The sequence below is a fragment of the uncultured Bacteroides sp. genome, assembly GCF_937912035.1.
In the GTDB taxonomy this organism is placed as follows: Bacteria; Bacteroidota; Bacteroidia; order Bacteroidales; family Bacteroidaceae; genus Phocaeicola.
This window is the reverse complement of record NZ_CALDPF010000054.1, coordinates 63,605-82,744: the sequence shown is the minus strand read 5'-3', so window position 1 is coordinate 82,744 and position 19,140 is coordinate 63,605. Positions and strand designations below refer to the sequence as shown.

Annotated in this window: 8 protein-coding genes and 1 pseudogene; all 9 read right to left on the bottom strand. The window is 34.9% G+C overall.

The window, feature by feature from the left end; genetic code table 11:
- Positions 1 to 26: 26 nt before the first annotated feature.
- Positions 27 to 4,304, bottom strand: a complete 4,278-nt coding sequence (locus Q0486_RS14995; protein WP_299235132.1) for a hybrid sensor histidine kinase/response regulator transcription factor — start codon at positions 4,302 to 4,304, stop codon at positions 27 to 29.
- Positions 4,305 to 4,563: 259 nt separating this feature from the next.
- Complete coding sequence (locus Q0486_RS14990) at positions 4,564 to 6,633, bottom strand: beta-galactosidase (protein WP_299235155.1); 2,070 nt, start codon at positions 6,631 to 6,633, stop codon at positions 4,564 to 4,566.
- Positions 6,634 to 6,824: 191 nt separating this feature from the next.
- Positions 6,825 to 7,139 (bottom strand): L-rhamnose mutarotase, encoded by a 315-nt coding sequence (rhaM, locus tag Q0486_RS14985; protein ID WP_299235129.1) that lies wholly within the window; start codon positions 7,137 to 7,139, stop codon positions 6,825 to 6,827.
- Between the two features lie 47 nt (positions 7,140 to 7,186).
- Positions 7,187 to 10,060 carry a sugar-binding domain-containing protein gene (locus Q0486_RS14980; RefSeq protein WP_299235126.1) on the bottom strand — a complete coding sequence of 958 codons (2,874 nt, stop codon included), beginning with the start codon at positions 10,058 to 10,060 and terminating at the stop codon, positions 7,187 to 7,189.
- Between the two features lie 13 nt (positions 10,061 to 10,073).
- Positions 10,074 to 11,300: a DUF4861 domain-containing protein gene (locus Q0486_RS14975; RefSeq protein WP_299235123.1), complete on the bottom strand. Its 1,227-nt coding sequence runs from the start codon at positions 11,298 to 11,300 to the stop codon at positions 10,074 to 10,076.
- 160 nt (positions 11,301 to 11,460) lie between these two features.
- A complete protein-coding gene (locus Q0486_RS14970) occupies positions 11,461 to 12,147 on the bottom strand; it encodes a rhamnogalacturonan acetylesterase (RefSeq protein ID WP_299235152.1) in 687 nt (228 codons plus the stop codon).
- Positions 12,148 to 12,219: 72 nt separating this feature from the next.
- Positions 12,220 to 13,608 (bottom strand): annotated as a pseudogene (locus Q0486_RS14965) (glycoside hydrolase family 88 protein); the annotation flags it as partial.
- A 25-nt stretch (positions 13,609 to 13,633) separates the two neighbouring features.
- A complete protein-coding gene (locus Q0486_RS14960) occupies positions 13,634 to 15,640 on the bottom strand; it encodes a rhamnogalacturonan lyase (protein WP_299235120.1) in 2,007 nt (668 codons plus the stop codon).
- A gap of 127 nt (positions 15,641 to 15,767) precedes the next feature.
- Positions 15,768 to 19,049, bottom strand: a complete 3,282-nt coding sequence (locus Q0486_RS14955; protein WP_299235117.1) for a DUF6250 domain-containing protein — start codon at positions 19,047 to 19,049, stop codon at positions 15,768 to 15,770.
- Between the last annotated feature and the right edge of the window lie 91 nt (positions 19,050 to 19,140).

The window sequence follows — 19,140 nt, the reverse complement described above, 5'->3', positions numbered from 1 at the left end:
CAAGATTATAAACTACAAAACAAAGACTAATCTTCTGTCTTATCAGAATCAGGTAATTTACCTTTCAGTTTCTGATAAGTGGAAGGTGAAACGCCAAACTGGCTTTTAAAGCATTTACTGAAATAAAAAGGATCTGCTATTCCAACACTATATGATATTTCTGAAATATTCATCTTACCTTCTAAAAGTAAAGTTGTAGCCTTACGCATCCTCTTTATTCTGATATATTCATTTGGTGAATATCCTGTGATACCCTTCACTTTTCTATAGAATATAGAACGTCCTACCCCCAATAATGAAGCCAATTCATCTACTGAAAGATTTTCATTAGACAGATGTTCATCAACTACTTTCGAAAGACTATCTGCAAACTCCTTATCTTTATCTGTCGTACATAAAGCATCATGTATAGCAGTAGGATCCTTAGAAAATTTTTCTCTAAGTTTCTCGCGCTGACTTATTAGCTTAAACACTCTTGCCACTAATAGCTTTGTACTGAATGGCTTTGTTATGTATGAATCCGCACCCACTTCTATACCCTCAAGATAACTTTCTGACGTTTCCAGGGCAGTAAGAAGAACTATTGGTATGTGACTTGTAGTAAAATCGTTTTTCAACAGTTTCGTCAATTCAAAGCCCGACATTCCAGGCATCATAACGTCACTTATAATCAAATCTACCTCAGAAGAACGTACATACTCCAATCCACTCTTTCCATCAGCTTCGGCAATAACCTCAAAATATTTACTCAATGTCTCCTTTAAATAACTTCTGACATCATTATCATCCTCAACAATTAATATCCTTTTTTTATTAAGCGGAGTAACAATACGTTCCTCAAAACTTTCATCTATATCATTCACTATAACATGATCGCTATGTTCCTTTTCTTCTTTAAACACTGGACTATCAGATTCCAAGAAGTCTTCAGATCCATATAAATCTGTACCTAAAGGCAGAGATATTGTGAAAATTGAACCACCGTTGACATTATCGTCAAAACGTATACTACCTTTATGAATAGTAACAAGTTCATAAGTAAGGTTCAATCCAATACCCATGCTGTTACCTGATATTCTATTATGAGTAAAACGTTTGAATAATTCCTTGCGTTCTTCTTTAGATATTCCAACTCCTGTATCAGATACTTTTATGTCAAAAGTCGAATTATCGGTATTTACAAACAAACTCAATTCAATTTTTCCACCTGAAGGAGTATATTTAAATGCATTCGACAATAAATTATAAACTATCTTATCAACTTTACTTTTATCAAAATACATTAAATAAGAATTCTCAGATGAGGTAAAAACAAAATCCATTTTCTTAGATTCTGCCGCATCCTTAAAGTCCAAATAAATATCATTTATAAAAGATATAATATCTGTTTCTTCCAAAGACAATGATAATTTATTTTTCTGCATTTTTCTGAATTCTATTAACTGATTTACAAGTCTCATCATCCTTTTAGTGCTTCTATCCATTAATTTAATAGAATAAACCATATCCTTAGGTATATTAGGTATGGAATTTATTTTTTCCAAAGCACCTTGAATCAATGAAAGCGGAGTTCTGAACTCATGAGATATATTCGTAAAGAAAACCAACTTGAATTCTGTCATTTGCTCTTCGACCTTTATCTGATTGCGTAAATTATTCATCTTATTAAATACCATAATAACAATATACAGCAAAACAGACAATAAAATAAAATATATAAAATAGGCTAACGATGTTCTCCAAAACGGAGGATTAACCACAATTTTCAAAACAGAATCTTCAGTGCCCCATTTCCCTGATGCATTACAAGCCTTTACGTGAAGATAATATGTACCGTATGGCAAATTTTTGTATGCAGCAAAATTAATATTAGATGGTGAACGCCATTCCTTATCATAATCCTTAAGTATGAAACTGTATTTAGAGTTACCCATATCAAAATCCATGGTTGAAAACTCTACCACAAACGAATTCTGTGAATAATTTAATTCTATTTCATTGACAAAAGGCAAAGAACTTACAATTGGAGAATCCTTCTCATTGGGTTTGACAGACACTCCATTTACTTTTAAATCAGTAAATGTTACAAAAATATCATTCTCCACTAACTTTACCTGCCGTGGATCAATGACCATAAATCCATAATTAGTACCAAATACTAGATTACCATTATCCAGACCAATACCACAATTCTCGCAAAATGTATTACCTAGGTCTATATTAGAGAAGAAAAAATTCTTGAATTCTTTCTTTTCAAGACTAAAACATGATATTCCGTATTCAGTAGAAATCCACATTCGTCCGAAAGGATCTTCCACGAACTTCTGAACCATATTATTAATCAAGCCATCTTCTGTACCAAAGTGTTCAAATTTTAACCTTGAATAATCATTCTCCTGCACATTGCAGTAAGCAAAGCCTGCACCTGCCTCAGATATCCAGATATTACCTTTTGAATCTGATTCTATACATCTTATTTCATTACTCTTAAACAAGCCATTATTAAACGAATAATGATAATATGAATCTGGATTTTTTATTAATTCATCTGGATTAAAAACGAACAAACCTTCATCAGTACCTATCCACATCCATCCGTTAGAGTCTTGACTGATTGTCCTTACTCTTTTTTGTCCATATGTCTTATTAAAAAAATGTTTGAATATATATTTCCCGTCATTCTTTATCGCAAGATTCAATCCTCCACCCAATGTAGCAATCCATACTCTTTTTTCAGAGTCCATAAACATACTATAAACATGATTAGATGACAAAGAGAGTGAATCATTCCAAACACTCCTATATACCACATTATCTATAATCAAACCCTTACCTCTGGAGCCATACCATTTATTACCTTCCGAATCTTCTAACAATGCATATATATTAGTATCAAGAATAGATGATGATTTTAAATTTAAATCTTTATCATAAACCGAACAAGTACCTGTACGTGTAAATACATAAAGTTCATCATTTATATATGACAAGCATCTTACAGTATTAGACCTGTCAATTCTCTCGGAAACATTAGGATATACCATAAATGCTCCTTTGTTAATCATATACAACTTGGAAACACCGGTAAATTCAGAGCTAACCCATATATTTCCTATCTTATCCTCCATTATATCCAACAAATAATTAGATCCAAAAATATATGGAGAATTACCGTTTTTAGCTTCTATCTGACTAAAAACATCATTGTTAATATCATATGTGAAAAGTCCATTACCATAAGTAGCTATCCAAATTATATCTCTAGAATCATGTACCACATCGAAACGCTCCTCATCTATATAATCAACATCAACATTCTGTGTTACATCAAATGCTTTTACCTTACCAGTATTTACATTTACATATCTTAGAATACCTGTGTTATTATATATCCAGTAGTTATGTTTATTGTCTTCCAGAATCAAAGCCTTTGATATATTAAGTGAAGTTTCTATTGGAACAAGCTTATGCATATTCATATCAAATGATATACTTCCCTCACTATAAAAGATATTCCATTTGTTACCAACAGAAAAAGCGCCTGTTATTTTTGATTTACGTTCCATTCTAAGATCAGATACAAGAGATAATTCCTTTCTCTGATTATCAAAGCAATAGATTTCTCCTCTTACAGTAACAAAAAATGTTTTAGATTTATAATCTTGGATTAGTCTAAAGTTCTTCTTATTATTTACTGTATGTATTTTAACACCATCCCAGTAATATAGTCCTTTGCTGGTAGCTATCCAAGTCAATTTATCTCCACCATCTTTTAAATCATTTATAATAATATTATCCCTTTCTGAATTTAAAAAAGAAACTGAAGAAAATTTACCGTCTTTATATAATATACGCCTGCAACCATTAAGATCACCCCATAACCACATCACATTATTTTCCGTTTTAGAGAAATAATGGTTTCTATAAAAATCATTATACTCTCCGCAGCCTGTAAAATCAACAAACTCTTCTGTTTTAGTGTTATAGCACCCATAAAGATCTGCCACTGTTTTCACCCATAAAAAACCATTTGAATCCTCAAAAATTCCTCTGACCCTGTGATCAGGCAAAGACAGTGTCTCTTTTTGTGATGGAGTATATGTTTTAAATGAGATACCATCATATCGGGTCAATCCATTTAATGTACCAAACCATATAAATCCTTTTGAATCTTGATACATCGAACGAACAGTATTATTAGATAAGCCATCAGACACATCAAGCCTGACAGAAGACACATTAACCGAAGAGTATGCTTTATAAGCAAAAAGAAGAAATATAAATAATAAATGATTTATTCTCATCCTTTGTTTATTTTTTATAGAAGACATCAACATTAAATTTCATTTATCAGTTAACACTATATAACAAAACATTATAATACAATAATTATATGATTGTACTGCAAAATTAAATAAAAAAGGATAGAAACAAAATAATGCCAATAATTATAACTATATTCGGATAAGTGATTAAATCAATAAACATAAAATATGCTGAAAACACGATATGGTCTTCAAAAGAATATTATCGCATTTTCAGCATATAAAAGTATAATGAATATCAATATTTAAACACCATTACATCTACAGGAGATACATCTTCTTTACCGATTATAACCTTTCCTCCTTCTGGAAGCTGGAAATGATAAGGCTTGTCACTATAATTAAGCACTACACCTAAACCGTTTCTATATTCTACAGATATACCGTATGGTAAATCCATTACATCTATATTAAGCCTTTTGTATAACTTATTCAATACATCATGTTCCAGTTCACCATTTTGGGTATCTACACCTATATATGTAACACTACCTGCACCATCTTGCTTGAACGTTACAGCAGGTTTACCTTCATAGAACTCTTCTGAGTATGTAGCCCATACTTCATTTTTACTTTCAGGAATAAGAATCTCGCCCCATGTATTCCATTTATAAGATTTGTTATCCATTGTCACTAATCCCGGACTGTCAGGCAGTAACAAGTCATAGAACTCTATTTCGTTTCCAGTAAGATCATATATCATCGAACCAAACTTACTTTCAGGCAAGCGTCCGAATCTGTCCTTCTGTGCAGTTCTGCAGGTAATAACAAGATTTCCACCTTGTTTTACATAGTTCTGCCATTTATCTACCAGTTCTTTATCCGCCAACTGATAAGCAGGAACTATTAAAACCTTATATTTTGTGAAATCCATATCTTCAGAAATAATATCAACAGGTGCACCGTATGACTTTAATACCTTATAATATTTGTCCAAGTGCTTAAATGTATCCCATGTCCTATTCTGTTTTTGTCTGTCAATACTCCAATAATTTTCATGATTCCACAAAATAGCAGTCTTTCTATTAAGATATGATTCCGGTTTTGTTGATTTTGATTTTACCTTTCCTCGTAAAGACTTTATTTCTTTCATGAAAATCTCATATTCTTTACCACCACTAGTAAGAGTCACACCATCAGTTCCAACAATTCCATAATGATATTGCTCTGTTCCAAACAAAGGCTGTCTGTATCTATAAGTACAAATAAAATCTGCCCCACCGGCAAAAACACTCCACAACCATAATCTTACTGCTCCCGGATAAGGTTGTGGATTTATACTTCCCCAGTTCACCTGTCCTGGCTGTAATTCCATTACACCGTATGTCTCACTTATAGGTCTGAAGAAATCATTAGCTAAAGCTATTCTCAAAGGATTACCTACCCTAAATCCACGACGTCCGATACCTTCATTGTCACCATATACCATATATCTGGTATAACTTACAAAATCAAGCTCCTTGCTTCCACCTATATGACCTTTATCATAATCAGGAATATAATTGGTCGTAACCCATTGGTTTTTTGCATACTTTTTAATTATACGAGCCTGTTCATCTAGAAAATCATTGGTTTGTTTTGCAGCATAACGACGATAATCCAAAATCTGATGATGATTCATAAACATCTGAGCTGTCTTAGGGAGTGTGATTTCGGAAAAAGAAGAATAAACCTCACTCCAGAAAGATGTTCCCCAAGCATTATTCAATGAATCAATATCCTTGTATTTGTCAGCCAGGAAAGATCGGAAACCCATTTCAGCCTGATAACTGTAATCAAACTGTACTGTAGGCTCATTATCCAACTGCCATCCTATGATTCTACTATCATTACCATAATGCTTTGCCAGTTCCTCAATCATCTTATATGCAAGATTTCTATATGTTGTAGATGCGAATGACGCATGCTGTCTTGCACCATGATCGCAAATAGTACCATCCTCTGAACGTAATAAAACCTCCGGATATTTTCTACTCAACCATACAGGAGGAGTAGCTGTAGATGTACACATTATTACTTTCAGGTCGTATTTATCAGCCAAGGCAACAGCTTTGTCCAACCACTCAAAATTATATACCCCCTCTGACGGTTCCAGCTGAGCCCATGCAAACTCTGCAAAATGTGTAAATTCAAAACCCAATTCATGCATACGTTTCAAGTCCCTTTCCCATTGACCCTCATCCCAATGCTCAGGATAATAGTAAGCTCCTGTGGTAACAAGATCGTCTTCATCAAACCAAGATTTCTGGGCAAAAGTCACTTCTGTAAATAAACAGCAGCATAAAATAGAAAAAAATAGTGTCTTCATACTGTTCTTCATATTGTTTTTCATAAAATTCGTTTCAAAAATACATCAAATAAATACAATTTGCAACATGTTGATTTTTACAAAATTAAATCCGTCTATAGTTGATAAATACCTAGGTTGGAAGTAAAAATAAAAATCGATTGATAAAACTCTTGACGACAACATTTTACCAATCGATTAAATATGACAATTTAGTCCATATAAAATACTTCCTTGAGCTCTATTGTCACAGGTGAATTGTCTGGGTTGACTTCCATGATATCAGCCATGTAGTCCCACCATTTCTTTACAATCTCAGTGTTTCCTAAATCTTGCGAGCCATTATCACCACTCACCTTCTGGAAAGCAAAAAGGATATTGGTATCCTTATCCCAGAAAATAGAATATTCCGACACTCCGGATTCAGACAACAAAGATTTCAACTCAGGCCATATAGCAGCATGACGTCTTTCATACTCTTCTTCACAGCCTTTCTTCAAATACATTTTAAAAGCTTCTCTTTTCATATCAATTATTTTATGAGACTGAATGACAGTCCCTGGTTAAAGTTATTTCAGTTTATCTTAGGTTTAAGTTCATCTGGAGAGTCGTTTGTATATAATTCTACTCCATTGTCAATTTTATTGAACAAGCTCATCACCAAGTCAGTACTGATATTATATTCAGGTCTGAAATAGTCAGAGTTCATATAATCCAAAATAGATTTACGCATCTGGCGTGCAACAATTCTGTCATCCAAGTCTGAATTCAAATCCATACTTGTCATTATCAATTTTCCATTCAATACATTAGCCTCAAAAAGTATACCTATTTTACGGCTTAAGAACCAGGTATCAATACTTTGCACTAGAGGTCTAAAGTTTGCCGGGAAATCACTAAACCTCATTACCTGACAGTTATTCACCAGTTCCCACCACTGTAAATCACTATGATAGTCAGTCGGGAAAGATTTAAATAACGGATGTTTATTGTTCAAATATATACCAGTAGTATGAGGTGGTCTCATCTTAAACCATGATGTATTCCAGAACACAGGCAAGAATCTCTGTACAATACTTTTTCCGTATGAAATTTTTCCGTTAGCAATAATAAGGACTTTACCACCTTCCTGCAAAATATCCAATGCTTTTTTATCCAAATAGTCTGTTATATACACCTCACTATTATTTATTTCAACAGACTCAGGATATACCCAAAAGTTCCAGCTATTTTTAGCTTCCGAACCATTAATACCCACTTCCAGAGTAATCTTCTTTGCTACAATTATATTATTAAGAGGTATATTTATTTCTCCAATATTATTACAATTGCCTATATTAATACTGCAAGCAGGAAAGACCCCACTGTATAAGACTTTTTTATTATCATCAGTAACAGTATAAGAAACATCGACATTTTTCAATGCTTTTACACCAAAATGAGCTACTTCTATATCTGCTTTAAGATTCTCACTATTCTTATAAATAAACTTTGAAGTTCTCATTAAAGGAACTGTAGCAGAACAGAATGTCCTCCATTCATCAGAATTTATATAACCTTTTTCCTCAAAGAAAACATCAAGAACACCAACAAGCGCACTTCCCTGACCTGAATAATCATTTAATGCCAGTAACTGAAATCCGGCATAATCAGGAGTTCGCAAAGTTTTCTCAATCTCGTATTTATAACAGATAGATTGTAACTTTCCACTTGCCATAAGAAATTTGTGTCCCATATCTTCCATGCCATTATCCCTCAATATATCACGGAATATCTCAAAATTCTTTGCCTTATTTACTCCTGTATATTTATTGATTTCATTGAAATTCGGGAAAACACACCATTGTCCGGTTTCATGTGATACATATGGTTGTTTAACAGTGTCCAGACCATTCTGGAATCTATAATCATCCATTGTTGAAGGACGTTTATTCTTCCAAGTCAATCCTCTTGCACCAGCCTTTACATGATATTGGCTTTTAGGCTGCCATTGCCAACCGTTTCCTACTGATGCCCCAGTATACACACGCCTGTTATCCTCATTTTTCCAGTAATCTACAAAATCACTTACCCAACTTACCCAATTTCCATACGGTTCATTACCACAAGCCAACATACAAAATGAAGCATAATTACCGTATGCCTTGGTTAAAGCTTTTGTTTCATTCATCAGATATTCATCAATAGGTTTACCTAAGCCAAGTCCTGAGCCATGATTAGGCCAACTCGGTCCCTCTGGCTGTAAATAGAATCCAACCAAATCTGCTGCTATAAAAGCAGCTTCCGGCGGACAATATGAATGGAAACGCATGTGGTTTAATCCGTAATTCCTACATATTCTGAAAACTCTTTCCCAGCTTTCAACATCCATTGGAGGATAACCTGTATTAGGAAACAAGCAGTTCTCAACCGTACCTCTAAGCATTATTTTCCGGTTATTCACATAAAACCACTTACCCTTTATTTCGAATTTTCTCATACCGAATTGGACTTCTTTAACCTCAGTCTCTCCTTCCAATATAGATTCAACCTTAAGTTTATACAAGGCTGGATTAAATTCATCCCACAACTGAAAATCATCCCCCATAGGAAGAACAATGCTTGTTTCTGTGACATTTCTACCAAGCTTTACACTAGTTTCTACCGTTGGAACAATATGTTTTAAATCTGAGTTAAAACTTTCTGCTGATAATCTCAACTTCGTTTTACCTTTTCCTTCCAACCTGATTTTTACCAAAGCTTCACCTTTATCTACATCAGGATAAACTTGCACATCTGTTATATGTATTTCAGGAGATGAATAAATTCCAATTCTACCTACTATCCCATTCCAGTTTCCCTGTGTCTGGTCTGTAATACTATGAGAATCGGGTCCCACATTTATTTCTTTTATCCTATTGTCAACACTAACAGACAAAGTATTATTTTTCCCATAGTCAACATATTCTGTAATATCATATTCGTGAGGAACACACAGACTATTCTGCATTCCAACTTTCTTTCCATTAATCCAAACATTTGTTTCTATATGTGGACGCTCAAGAAATAAATAAATCTTTCTACCCTTCCAGTCAGCTGGAATCTCAATTTTTTTCTGATACCAAGCTACACCGACATAATGCCTATCAGGAGTAAGAAAGAAAGGTAATTTTACATTACCTTCTTTCCTGTATTTATCGAAATAAGGATTATAATAATATGTACTGTCGTATAATGTTCCTGTCCACTTTGTAGAAGAAGAAACAATATCACCCTTAAGTTTTTCCGGCATAGATGCCGGTAAATTTATATTATCGTTTAAATGTCCAATATACCATTTTTCTTTAACACCTCTATCCAGACTATCGATTTGAAAGGACCATTTACCTTTTAAGTCAATAAATCCTTCAGCATAAATAACTTGAGAGAAAGTCAGAAAAGCACATAAGACAAAACCCAATATCCTCATAAACATTTCCTTATTACTTTTTTACATACACCTTACATGGAGTGTTCAGTCCTTCTCTCCATTCTTTCAAATATCCAAACCACTCCTTACTTCCTCTCATACCATTTTCTTCTTTCTCACTAAAGAATATGATATTATAATCCAGAGTATTGCTTTTTGGATTTACAAGAATCAAATAATTATTCGTTTCTTCTACAGTTTTATTCACAAACTTTGTCGGAACATTAATACCTAATCCCAAAGTTTCTATCTTATTGTTTATAGTATCATTTTTATCAGGAAAGTTTCTACCCCAAGATCCTGCCAAACCATTTTCTAAAACAAAACCTGTGTTATTTTTCTCCAATTTCTGTACTCCTGTACAAAACAACATATTATTTGTATCACCTTTAAAATCAATAGAGACATTTACATCACGGTGTCCGGAATAAAGCACATATCTCTGACTGATATTAAGTACGCGTCCATTTATAACCCAATCCTTATCTTTGAATTCAACAACAGTACGTACAGGACCATACGCCAATACACCGCCGGTTCTGCTTTCTACACTGTCCAATGTCACATAGTTATTGTTGGACCATCCTCTAAATGATCCAAGTCCAATACTGGTGCCAGCCCATAATATATCACATCCATATCCTTCGGATTTTTGTTTGGCGGTAGTATAGAAATTTGTTTCACTCAATTCCAGACGTTTATGTTTTTTTCCATATATGTCTACAGACTGACGATTGTCAAAGTAAACCCTGAAACCAACCAGTTCCGACTCAAAGGCAGGACCATGATGATACAAAGCATCATATATATCTCCAAACTTTGTAGTTCCAGGTACTGTCATCGAAGATATATGCGGAAATCTTGACTTTTTATCATTTATCATCATTTGAGCATGAACACGTGGAGTATATGTTATTTTCTCTTCTGTTGTCTTGATAATGAAAGTTTTCGAGTCTTTGGCAGGTATGTCTGCAACAAAAACAAGTTCATCATATTCTGAGTCAGAATTCAGATCATCCAACTGAACAGGGATAATTTTATCTCCATCCATAACAACAATATTCTCACCGGAATTCAAAAAAGGAATTTCATTCGAAGTAAGTACAACTGGTTCATTATACTTTGGTTTACTCCAATTATTTTCCACAACCACAGATATACTGTCAGCATAAGCCGATGCACAAACAAAACATGTATTAACTACAAGAAATAAAGAATAAAGGTTTAATTTAAGCTTCATAGTCGATTATAATATTAAATAATATGCAAATAAATCAAATAGTCAGACAACTGACAATGGAAAATCATACACATATATTATATAATTGTACATTAATCGCAAAAATAAAGGCCAAGAGTTTAAAACACCCCTGGCCTTCATAACAATAAAATGTAGACTGTTACTTAATAAATTTGTTCAAGTCAGACTTTGTAGCTTTAATGCCTTCTATTACAGATTCAGCATTTAGAATAGCACCTTCTTTAGTATTATGAACACTATCTACAAAATATGATGCGGATTTCTCCTTTCCCATTTTTTCAAGTTTATCTGCTGTTATAGCATTCAAATCTACAAAAGTAACTCCTTCTTGAGCCGCAACTTCTTTGGCCCATAATCCGTATGTGTTATCACATCTCTTTACTTTTCCATTATCCCATCTGTTGCCAGGTGTATGAGAAAGAACTATAACGTTAACTCCCTTAGCTTTAGCCTGACGTATATATGTACGGATGTATTTTCCGAAAGTATAAACTTCTTCTGTTCTGCCATCTCTCTCCATCACAACTTTCTGAGACTTGTCATCCGAGCCAGCCAATGATCCGCGTGCTCTACCTGTATTAAGAGGTCCGCCATCATTGTGTCCGAAATCAATCAACAAATAATCGCCTTTCTTAAGTGCCGGAAGAACCCTACTCCACAATCCTTCAGAAATATAAGTTCTACTGCTTCTACCACCAAGCGCACAGTTTTCAACAGTGATTTTCGAGAGATCAAAATAATTTTCGAAGAAACTTCCCCAACCCCACATATTATTCTCACCGTTACCTTTACCACACTTAACTGTAGAATCACCTATCAAGAACACTACCGGTGCCTTATCATTCAAACGGCTTACCCCAGCAACAAACTCTCTAGGATTACCTGGTTCTGAATAGAAGAATATAGGTTCTTTTGTCTGCTGTTCAGTTGGATAAAAATGTACAGCACTGTCATTCATTTTAGGATGCTGATTATTCAACAGACGAATCATTTCAGCACCAGCCCAAATTACAGGACCATAACCATGTGCAGCATAGACATTTACAGGACGATAGTAATAGAAAGCAGGATCATATCCCATACCTGTACCTACACAAACACCTTCGACTTGACCTTCTTCATTAATTGCAGATGAAACAGCATGCCAGCCTAACTGTACAACCGGGCCGTATGCCAACGCATCAATCCAACCTTCGTTTATTGCGTGAGCCATACAATATACATATATTGCAGTAGCAGAAGTTTCCAGATATGAATCGTTTCTATCCAACAACTGATGCCAGAATCCATCCTTGCTTTGACATGCAGCCAATCCACGTACATGAGCACGCAATAAATCAATAATCTTACCTCTTTCTGGATAATCCTGAGGTAATACATCTAATACCTCGCACATTGTCAGGATAGCCCAACCGTTTGCGCGTCCCCAATGGAAAGCAGGATGATCTTTCATTCCTTCCACCCAACCATGACGGAACAAACCAACTTCAGGTACAAACATACGTTCAGCAAACTGCAGTATCTGTTTAACAGATTCTTGAAGATATTTATCTCCATTATCAGATGCATATTTACCCATCAAAGCAACAGCAGGTATACCCATAAACATATCATCCAACCACAAAGTATTATGATAAGGCCTGTTTCTTGCAAAAGTACCATCAGCAAGTCTATATTCCTTATACATGATAAAGTTGAAATAATTTGTAATCAGATCCTGAAGCTTAAGTTCTTTATCTTTCATCTGAGCCTTCATCATAGCAGCACAAACCGCACCGGCATCATCCAAAGCATGTGGAGTAAGGATTTGTAACATCTGAGGATCTGTAGTTCCATACTTTTCGTATACCTTCTTAAAATATGGAGCTACTTCAGCCAAAAAATTAAATCTATCGTATACATATTTCTTATACTGATCATCACCTGTAATTTCGGCAGCAGCCAACATTGCAGAATATGTAACACCCCATTCGTAACTAGCCAATCTGAATGCACCTCTTTCCAGCTGTGCATTTGCATCCATATTTGCATAATCGGTAATCACCTTGCCATTACGTTTATCAACCACCCTTGTTGGAGTTGTTGATTCCAGATATTTCAAAACTTTATCTATATCCTTCTTAACTTCTGACGATTCAATTACCCCATAACCCACAGTATAATCAGGTTCAAGTAAATGTAACGGAGTATTAGAATCGTTCATCACTTCTTTTTTCTTCTGTGCATTTACATTCATACCTGCCGACAACATCATCAGCAGAGCCATACTAAATAATGGTTTATTCATAATTAATTATAAAGTTAAAAAATTCTTACTTGATAACATAACCTCTAAATTCGCCCTTCAAATCAGGTCCAAAATAGAAACCAGGTTGTGTAGGCTGATTATAAGCAACATTCTGAGTTGCTATACTTATACGGTAAACAGGATCTGTAACAAAAGAATGGAATCTGTATTCTGTCGGAATAGTTGTAACATATAATCTCATAGATTTGCTATCGGCTGTTCTCATAAGTACTTCTTCTCTCCAGTCTCCGATAAAGTCACCCTGCAAACATGGATTTGCTTTTGTTCCATTATTCCATTCAGCACCTTCGAATGTCTGAATTATATCAAACTTCTTATTATTCCAGTCGTATTTGCTAACTTCATTCTTGTCTAGTAATTCTCTAAGCAAATCTCCATCCCACCATACAGCCATATTATATGACAATCCTGGAACATTACTTGCTATTACTTCACCCTTATAATTAACAATACCACCAGAAGCCTCCAACCAATCAAGACTTGTATTGCCATTAGCATTTACATTCTGTTTTGCAGTCTTTGACTGATAACCACCAAACATTTCAACACCTTCATTTGTAGGATCAATATCAGCGGCCATACATCTTCCTACATCCTGTTTCATAGGGAACTGGAATATAACCTCACCAGTCGCTGCATCTCTAAATGATGTTCCATCCTTACGATTTTCATGACAACACCACACCTGATATTTATCAGAGCCAGGTATAAACTTAGTAAGATGCATAGCATCACCATGTCCCATACCTGTAGAATACAATCCTGTTCCATCATTGTCGATAGTACATGATCCATAAACTATTTCATCACATCCATCTCCATCAACATCAGCCACTCTCAGGTTATGGTTTCCCTGTCCTGCGTATGCTTCGCATCCAGGATTATTACTGTCGAAAACCCATTTTACAGACAAATCCTTACCGTCCCAATCGTATGCAGCAAGTACCGCTCTTGTATAATAACCTCTACAAAAAACTACGCTAGGTTTCTTTCCGTCAAGATATGCTACAGTAGCAAGGAATCTGTCACTTCTATTAGCTCTGTTATCTCCCCAATCCATAAGATTTCCTCTAGCCGGTACATAATCTACAGTCTTAAGAGCCTCACCTGTCAGTCCGTCAAACACTGTAAGATATTCATTACCTGTCAATATTCTACCCTGATTTCTCAAAGGATCTCCAGGTTTTGCCTTGCTTCTAGGGTCATTGGCGCCAAAGTCACCACCTTTAGGAGCATTTGGATCACCCTTTTCTCTATAATCAGCAGTTGCATCACCTATAATATTACCTTTACCGTCAATAGTACCATCAGAGGTTTTCATATAAACTTCCGAACGTCCATCACCGTCCAAGTCATATACCATAAACTGCGTATAATGAGCTCCGGCACGTACATTTCTACCCAAATCTATACGCCATAATTTTTCACCTGTCAGTCTATAACAGTCTATCAGTACATTTCCTGTATAACCGTCATGTGCATTATCATGAGCATTAGTAGGATTCCATTTCAAAATATATTCGTAATTACCATCACCATCAACGTCACCTATTGATGCATCATTTGCTTCATAAGAATATTTCTCCCCAGCAGGTGTAACACCATCCTCAGGTTTATCCAGTTTAATGTCTATATATCCGACTGGAGAATTTTCTGGAAGAGTATATGAATTACCATTTTCAGACAATTCTTTTCCGTTTACAACAGGTACTACCGAATACTCTACTGCCGATTGACCATTATAAGCATCAGTATAGAAAGTACCTGTTCCAGCAGGAATTTCAGCTATCTTTTCTCCATTACGATACACATTGAATACTGTATTCTTATCATCAGTTACAAGATATCTCCAAGACAAAGCGACTTTATCTTGTGATTCTCTTACAGCAACAACACCACGTCCCAGCTTTTCCATTTTAAGTCCAACCAATTGTTCCGGTTCAGACTGTGTACAACTTGCTACAGCAATAGAGCAAGCTGCCATTAACATAGTAAGTTTTCTATTTTTCATAACTCATGGCATATTAATTATAAGATAATTCATCTGCTGCAAAATTAGTTCCAATTCATATGCTCTTAAATAGAATATTATACACAAGTATGTCTATTTGTGTACAAACACATAAATACATAAGTTATTAGTATTGAGGTATAGTTTCCAACATATATATAGCATCCAGACTCCACAATGCAGCATCATTTGTACTGATTGTAGGACATTCATAAATATCCGAAGGAACCTCAGGAGTTTCTATAATATTAACCTTAAACTCAGGAGCTTCAAAATGCTCATTTCTATTCCACAGATCATCCCATGCCTGAGCAGAAAGTTCAGGATCGTAGTTATGCCATGCTGCATAAGCCATCAATCTGACAACCCTGAATTTGTTATGTGAAATTTTCAATGCATAACTCTTATAATTCGCAGCATGATCCAGCCAACATTTTTCAAATTCAGGCATATTTACCATCGTCTGCAATTCATTCATCACTTCAAATCCTCCCATAATTGTCATAAGATGATTTGTATTCATTCTTTTAGGATCTCCGGTATATGATATTATTCCTGTAGCTGGATCAAATCCTAAGGCTAGATTTCCTGTAAATAATCCGTTTGGAAGTTCTGAAATACTTTTCATTCCAGCAATAATCTTATCCCTATACTTTATATTTTTAGTTCTTTCCCATTCTGTCATCCAGTTACCAGCATAAGCCAACCAGTCAGGTCCGATACGAAGACGTGCCGGAGCAGAACAAGGGAATTTTTCCCTAGGTTCAGCCAAACGCATAGGGTCCAAAGTATAAAGTTTTTGATCACAATCTTTCACCTCGGTCATCAAGTCTCCAATTCTTTCATCTGTTGTAAGATAATAATAGAATCTGTTCCATGCAGCCTGACTGATTCTAGCCTCTTTTGCGCCACATCCCCAATGACTTACATTATGTCTACTACCCAAACCGGCATTATCACCAATATGATAAACATCAACCTCCGAATTATGTCTGGTCATAGCCTCAGCCATATCCCAAATATCTTTCCGTCCTGTCCTTAAGAAACTATACCATAGCCACATATTTGATGCCAGTTCAGTATTATCCCATGCATATCCCCCTACATCATATCTCCATGAATGTCTTATAGGGTCGTATGCATGCATAAAATCACCATAATTCCAGAATCCATACCATTTATGCTGTTCCACAGCCTTCTTATATATATCAAGATACTGGTTAAGGCGATTTTCAACCTTAGCTCTTTGTTCATTCGAATAGTCAGGAAGTGACCATATTCCAAAAGCCTTCTTCTTATGCAAATATTCAGGTGTACAGAACAATTTTGAATCTTCAGAACAAGCTTGTGCATAATCGGCAACACCAGCCTTACCCGGATATTTTTCATGAGCAATAAGTGTAATTGAATGTGTTCTGGATATCCCAAACGGAGTACTCATTCCCTCCTGAACATCTTCATAACTTGCATTAAGATCATGAGCCACCTTGTCATAATGCCTCAAATCCATACACTCAGACTCAGGACTCCACAGCCAAACAATTATAGAAGCCTCTTCACTTCTTGCATCACAAACTTCAAGACTTGTAGGATATGATTGCCAGAAATCCTTTAATGAGACACCAATACCTCCACTTACACCACCAACAAAAACATAACCATTAGACTTTTCACCAGTAAATGTTCCAATCCAAGGACTATCTGAAGTAGCCCTCTTTCTTATTGAGAAAGAATTATCTGTAAGCTGACTCAATCTATATCCATCCCAAGAAGCCCAATTATCTATGAGATTTTTATTCTTAGAATCGAATTTTTCATATTCAGGTATTCTTTTACCGTCCATTTGCTGTTTCTGGAATGTATTGTCACCATTCAAAGTCAATACTCTTCTACCAACAAGAGGTTTGACAGGTTCACTCCATACTCCATTTTCTCCACACGAAAAAGCAACATGCCTGTTATACAATTCATCTCTCATTGGAACAGAAAAGCGTAAACCTAAAGAACGAATAAAATCCTTATTCTGGTCACCGTCATAAATGAAAGAATGAACCATTTTTATCTGTTCACTACCTCTATAAAAATACATTCTAAGAACAAAAGGCAGTAACTGTTTTCCAGTATCAGCTTTATGAACACCTTCTATTTTCACCAAGGTACGTACTGAATTAACATTTTCAAGCGATACATTATTAATAGAAGTTACATATTGTTCAATATCTGATTTGGTAATATCCTGATTAGATTGAGTAGTCAGTAACAAATCTGCACTTCCACCAACCTTCTTTCCATTTCTATACAAGCTATCTAACACGAAAGCTCCTTGTTTAGGTATATATGCCTTAAGAATATCGTTGGAAATTATAAACTGTTTTTCTGTTTCATTTACATCAACAGGTTTTACACTATTCTCCAGTTCATTTAGTTTTTTCTTAGTATCCTTATTTGGTTTATTATCCACCACTACAAACAAGGAATCAGACTTGGCAGGAATATAAGCAGAAACCCCAGCCCATTTTACAGAGCCATCAGGCCAATAAGCATTTACCCATGAATCAGCCAGTAAAGGCTCTCCATTTTTTGTTTTAAGCGTTATTCTATCTGTCGTTTTCAGTTCACCCATATTGAATGGAACACCAAAGCTAACTCCAGCCGATGTAGAAGGTACATCACCCACCCAATGCAAAGATATATTATTCGAGTCTTCTACTATACGTGTATATTTAAAGTTAGTAATACGTGTTTTAGAAAGTGTAGTCCTGAATCCAAACCATCCTGACTTCAGAGGATTAACATCAACAAAATCGACGAGTAATTTTCCATCAATATAATACTGAACTCTATTACCCTTACTAACCAACTTTATATGATACCATTTATTTGCAACAAGTAAATTATCCTTATCTTTATATTCTTTCAATATAGTAGGTCTGAAACTTGCCTGATCAACTCCTCTTTCATCACCGGTATATCTTCTGAATCTGGTAGTAGAATTATGATTACCTCCATATCCCAAATAATACATTTCCAATGTATAGCAATTCAAGAATACACCTTTTCTCCAATCCTCTCTTTTAAATATATTATTTGGATATTTAGGATCAGAAGCCATCCAAAAACAATTCAAGTCACTTAGACGTTCCCCTTCAGCCCCATTATACACCACACATGCATCATATTCTATAGTTACATCTCCAGATATTTTCTCTTTTCTCCATAAAGTAAGACCTTTAGGAGATAAAATTTCACAAGTATCACTATTGAAAGATACCCTATAATCAGGAGATTCGGATTCCACCTTCCAATACTTATTGAAAGATTTCTTATCAAGACCTGATTTTACACTTTCTGTAGCTAAACAGTTTAATGATGCTAACAACCCAATTAAGAAAATAATAAATTTATTCATAAATATTGATTTGTATATAAAAATAATACCTACAAAAAACTTACTCAGGAATACATATCTATTGTAGACCTGAGTAAGATTATAAAATTTA

Excerpts from the sequence above, each read along its gene's own strand:
- Q0486_RS14995 (WP_299235132.1), bottom strand. The coding sequence starts at position 4,304 with ATGAGAATAAATCATTTATTATTTATATTTCTTCTTTTTGCTTATAAA.
- Q0486_RS14990 (WP_299235155.1), bottom strand. The coding sequence starts at position 6,633 with ATGAAGACACTATTTTTTTCTATTTTATGCTGCTGTTTATTTACAGAA.
- rhaM (WP_299235129.1), bottom strand. The coding sequence starts at position 7,139 with ATGAAAAGAGAAGCTTTTAAAATGTATTTGAAGAAAGGCTGTGAAGAA.
- Q0486_RS14980 (WP_299235126.1), bottom strand. The coding sequence starts at position 10,060 with ATGAGGATATTGGGTTTTGTCTTATGTGCTTTTCTGACTTTCTCTCAA.
- Q0486_RS14975 (WP_299235123.1), bottom strand. The coding sequence starts at position 11,300 with ATGAAGCTTAAATTAAACCTTTATTCTTTATTTCTTGTAGTTAATACA.
- Q0486_RS14960 (WP_299235120.1), bottom strand. The coding sequence starts at position 15,640 with ATGAAAAATAGAAAACTTACTATGTTAATGGCAGCTTGCTCTATTGCT.
- Q0486_RS14955 (WP_299235117.1), bottom strand. The coding sequence starts at position 19,049 with ATGAATAAATTTATTATTTTCTTAATTGGGTTGTTAGCATCATTAAAC.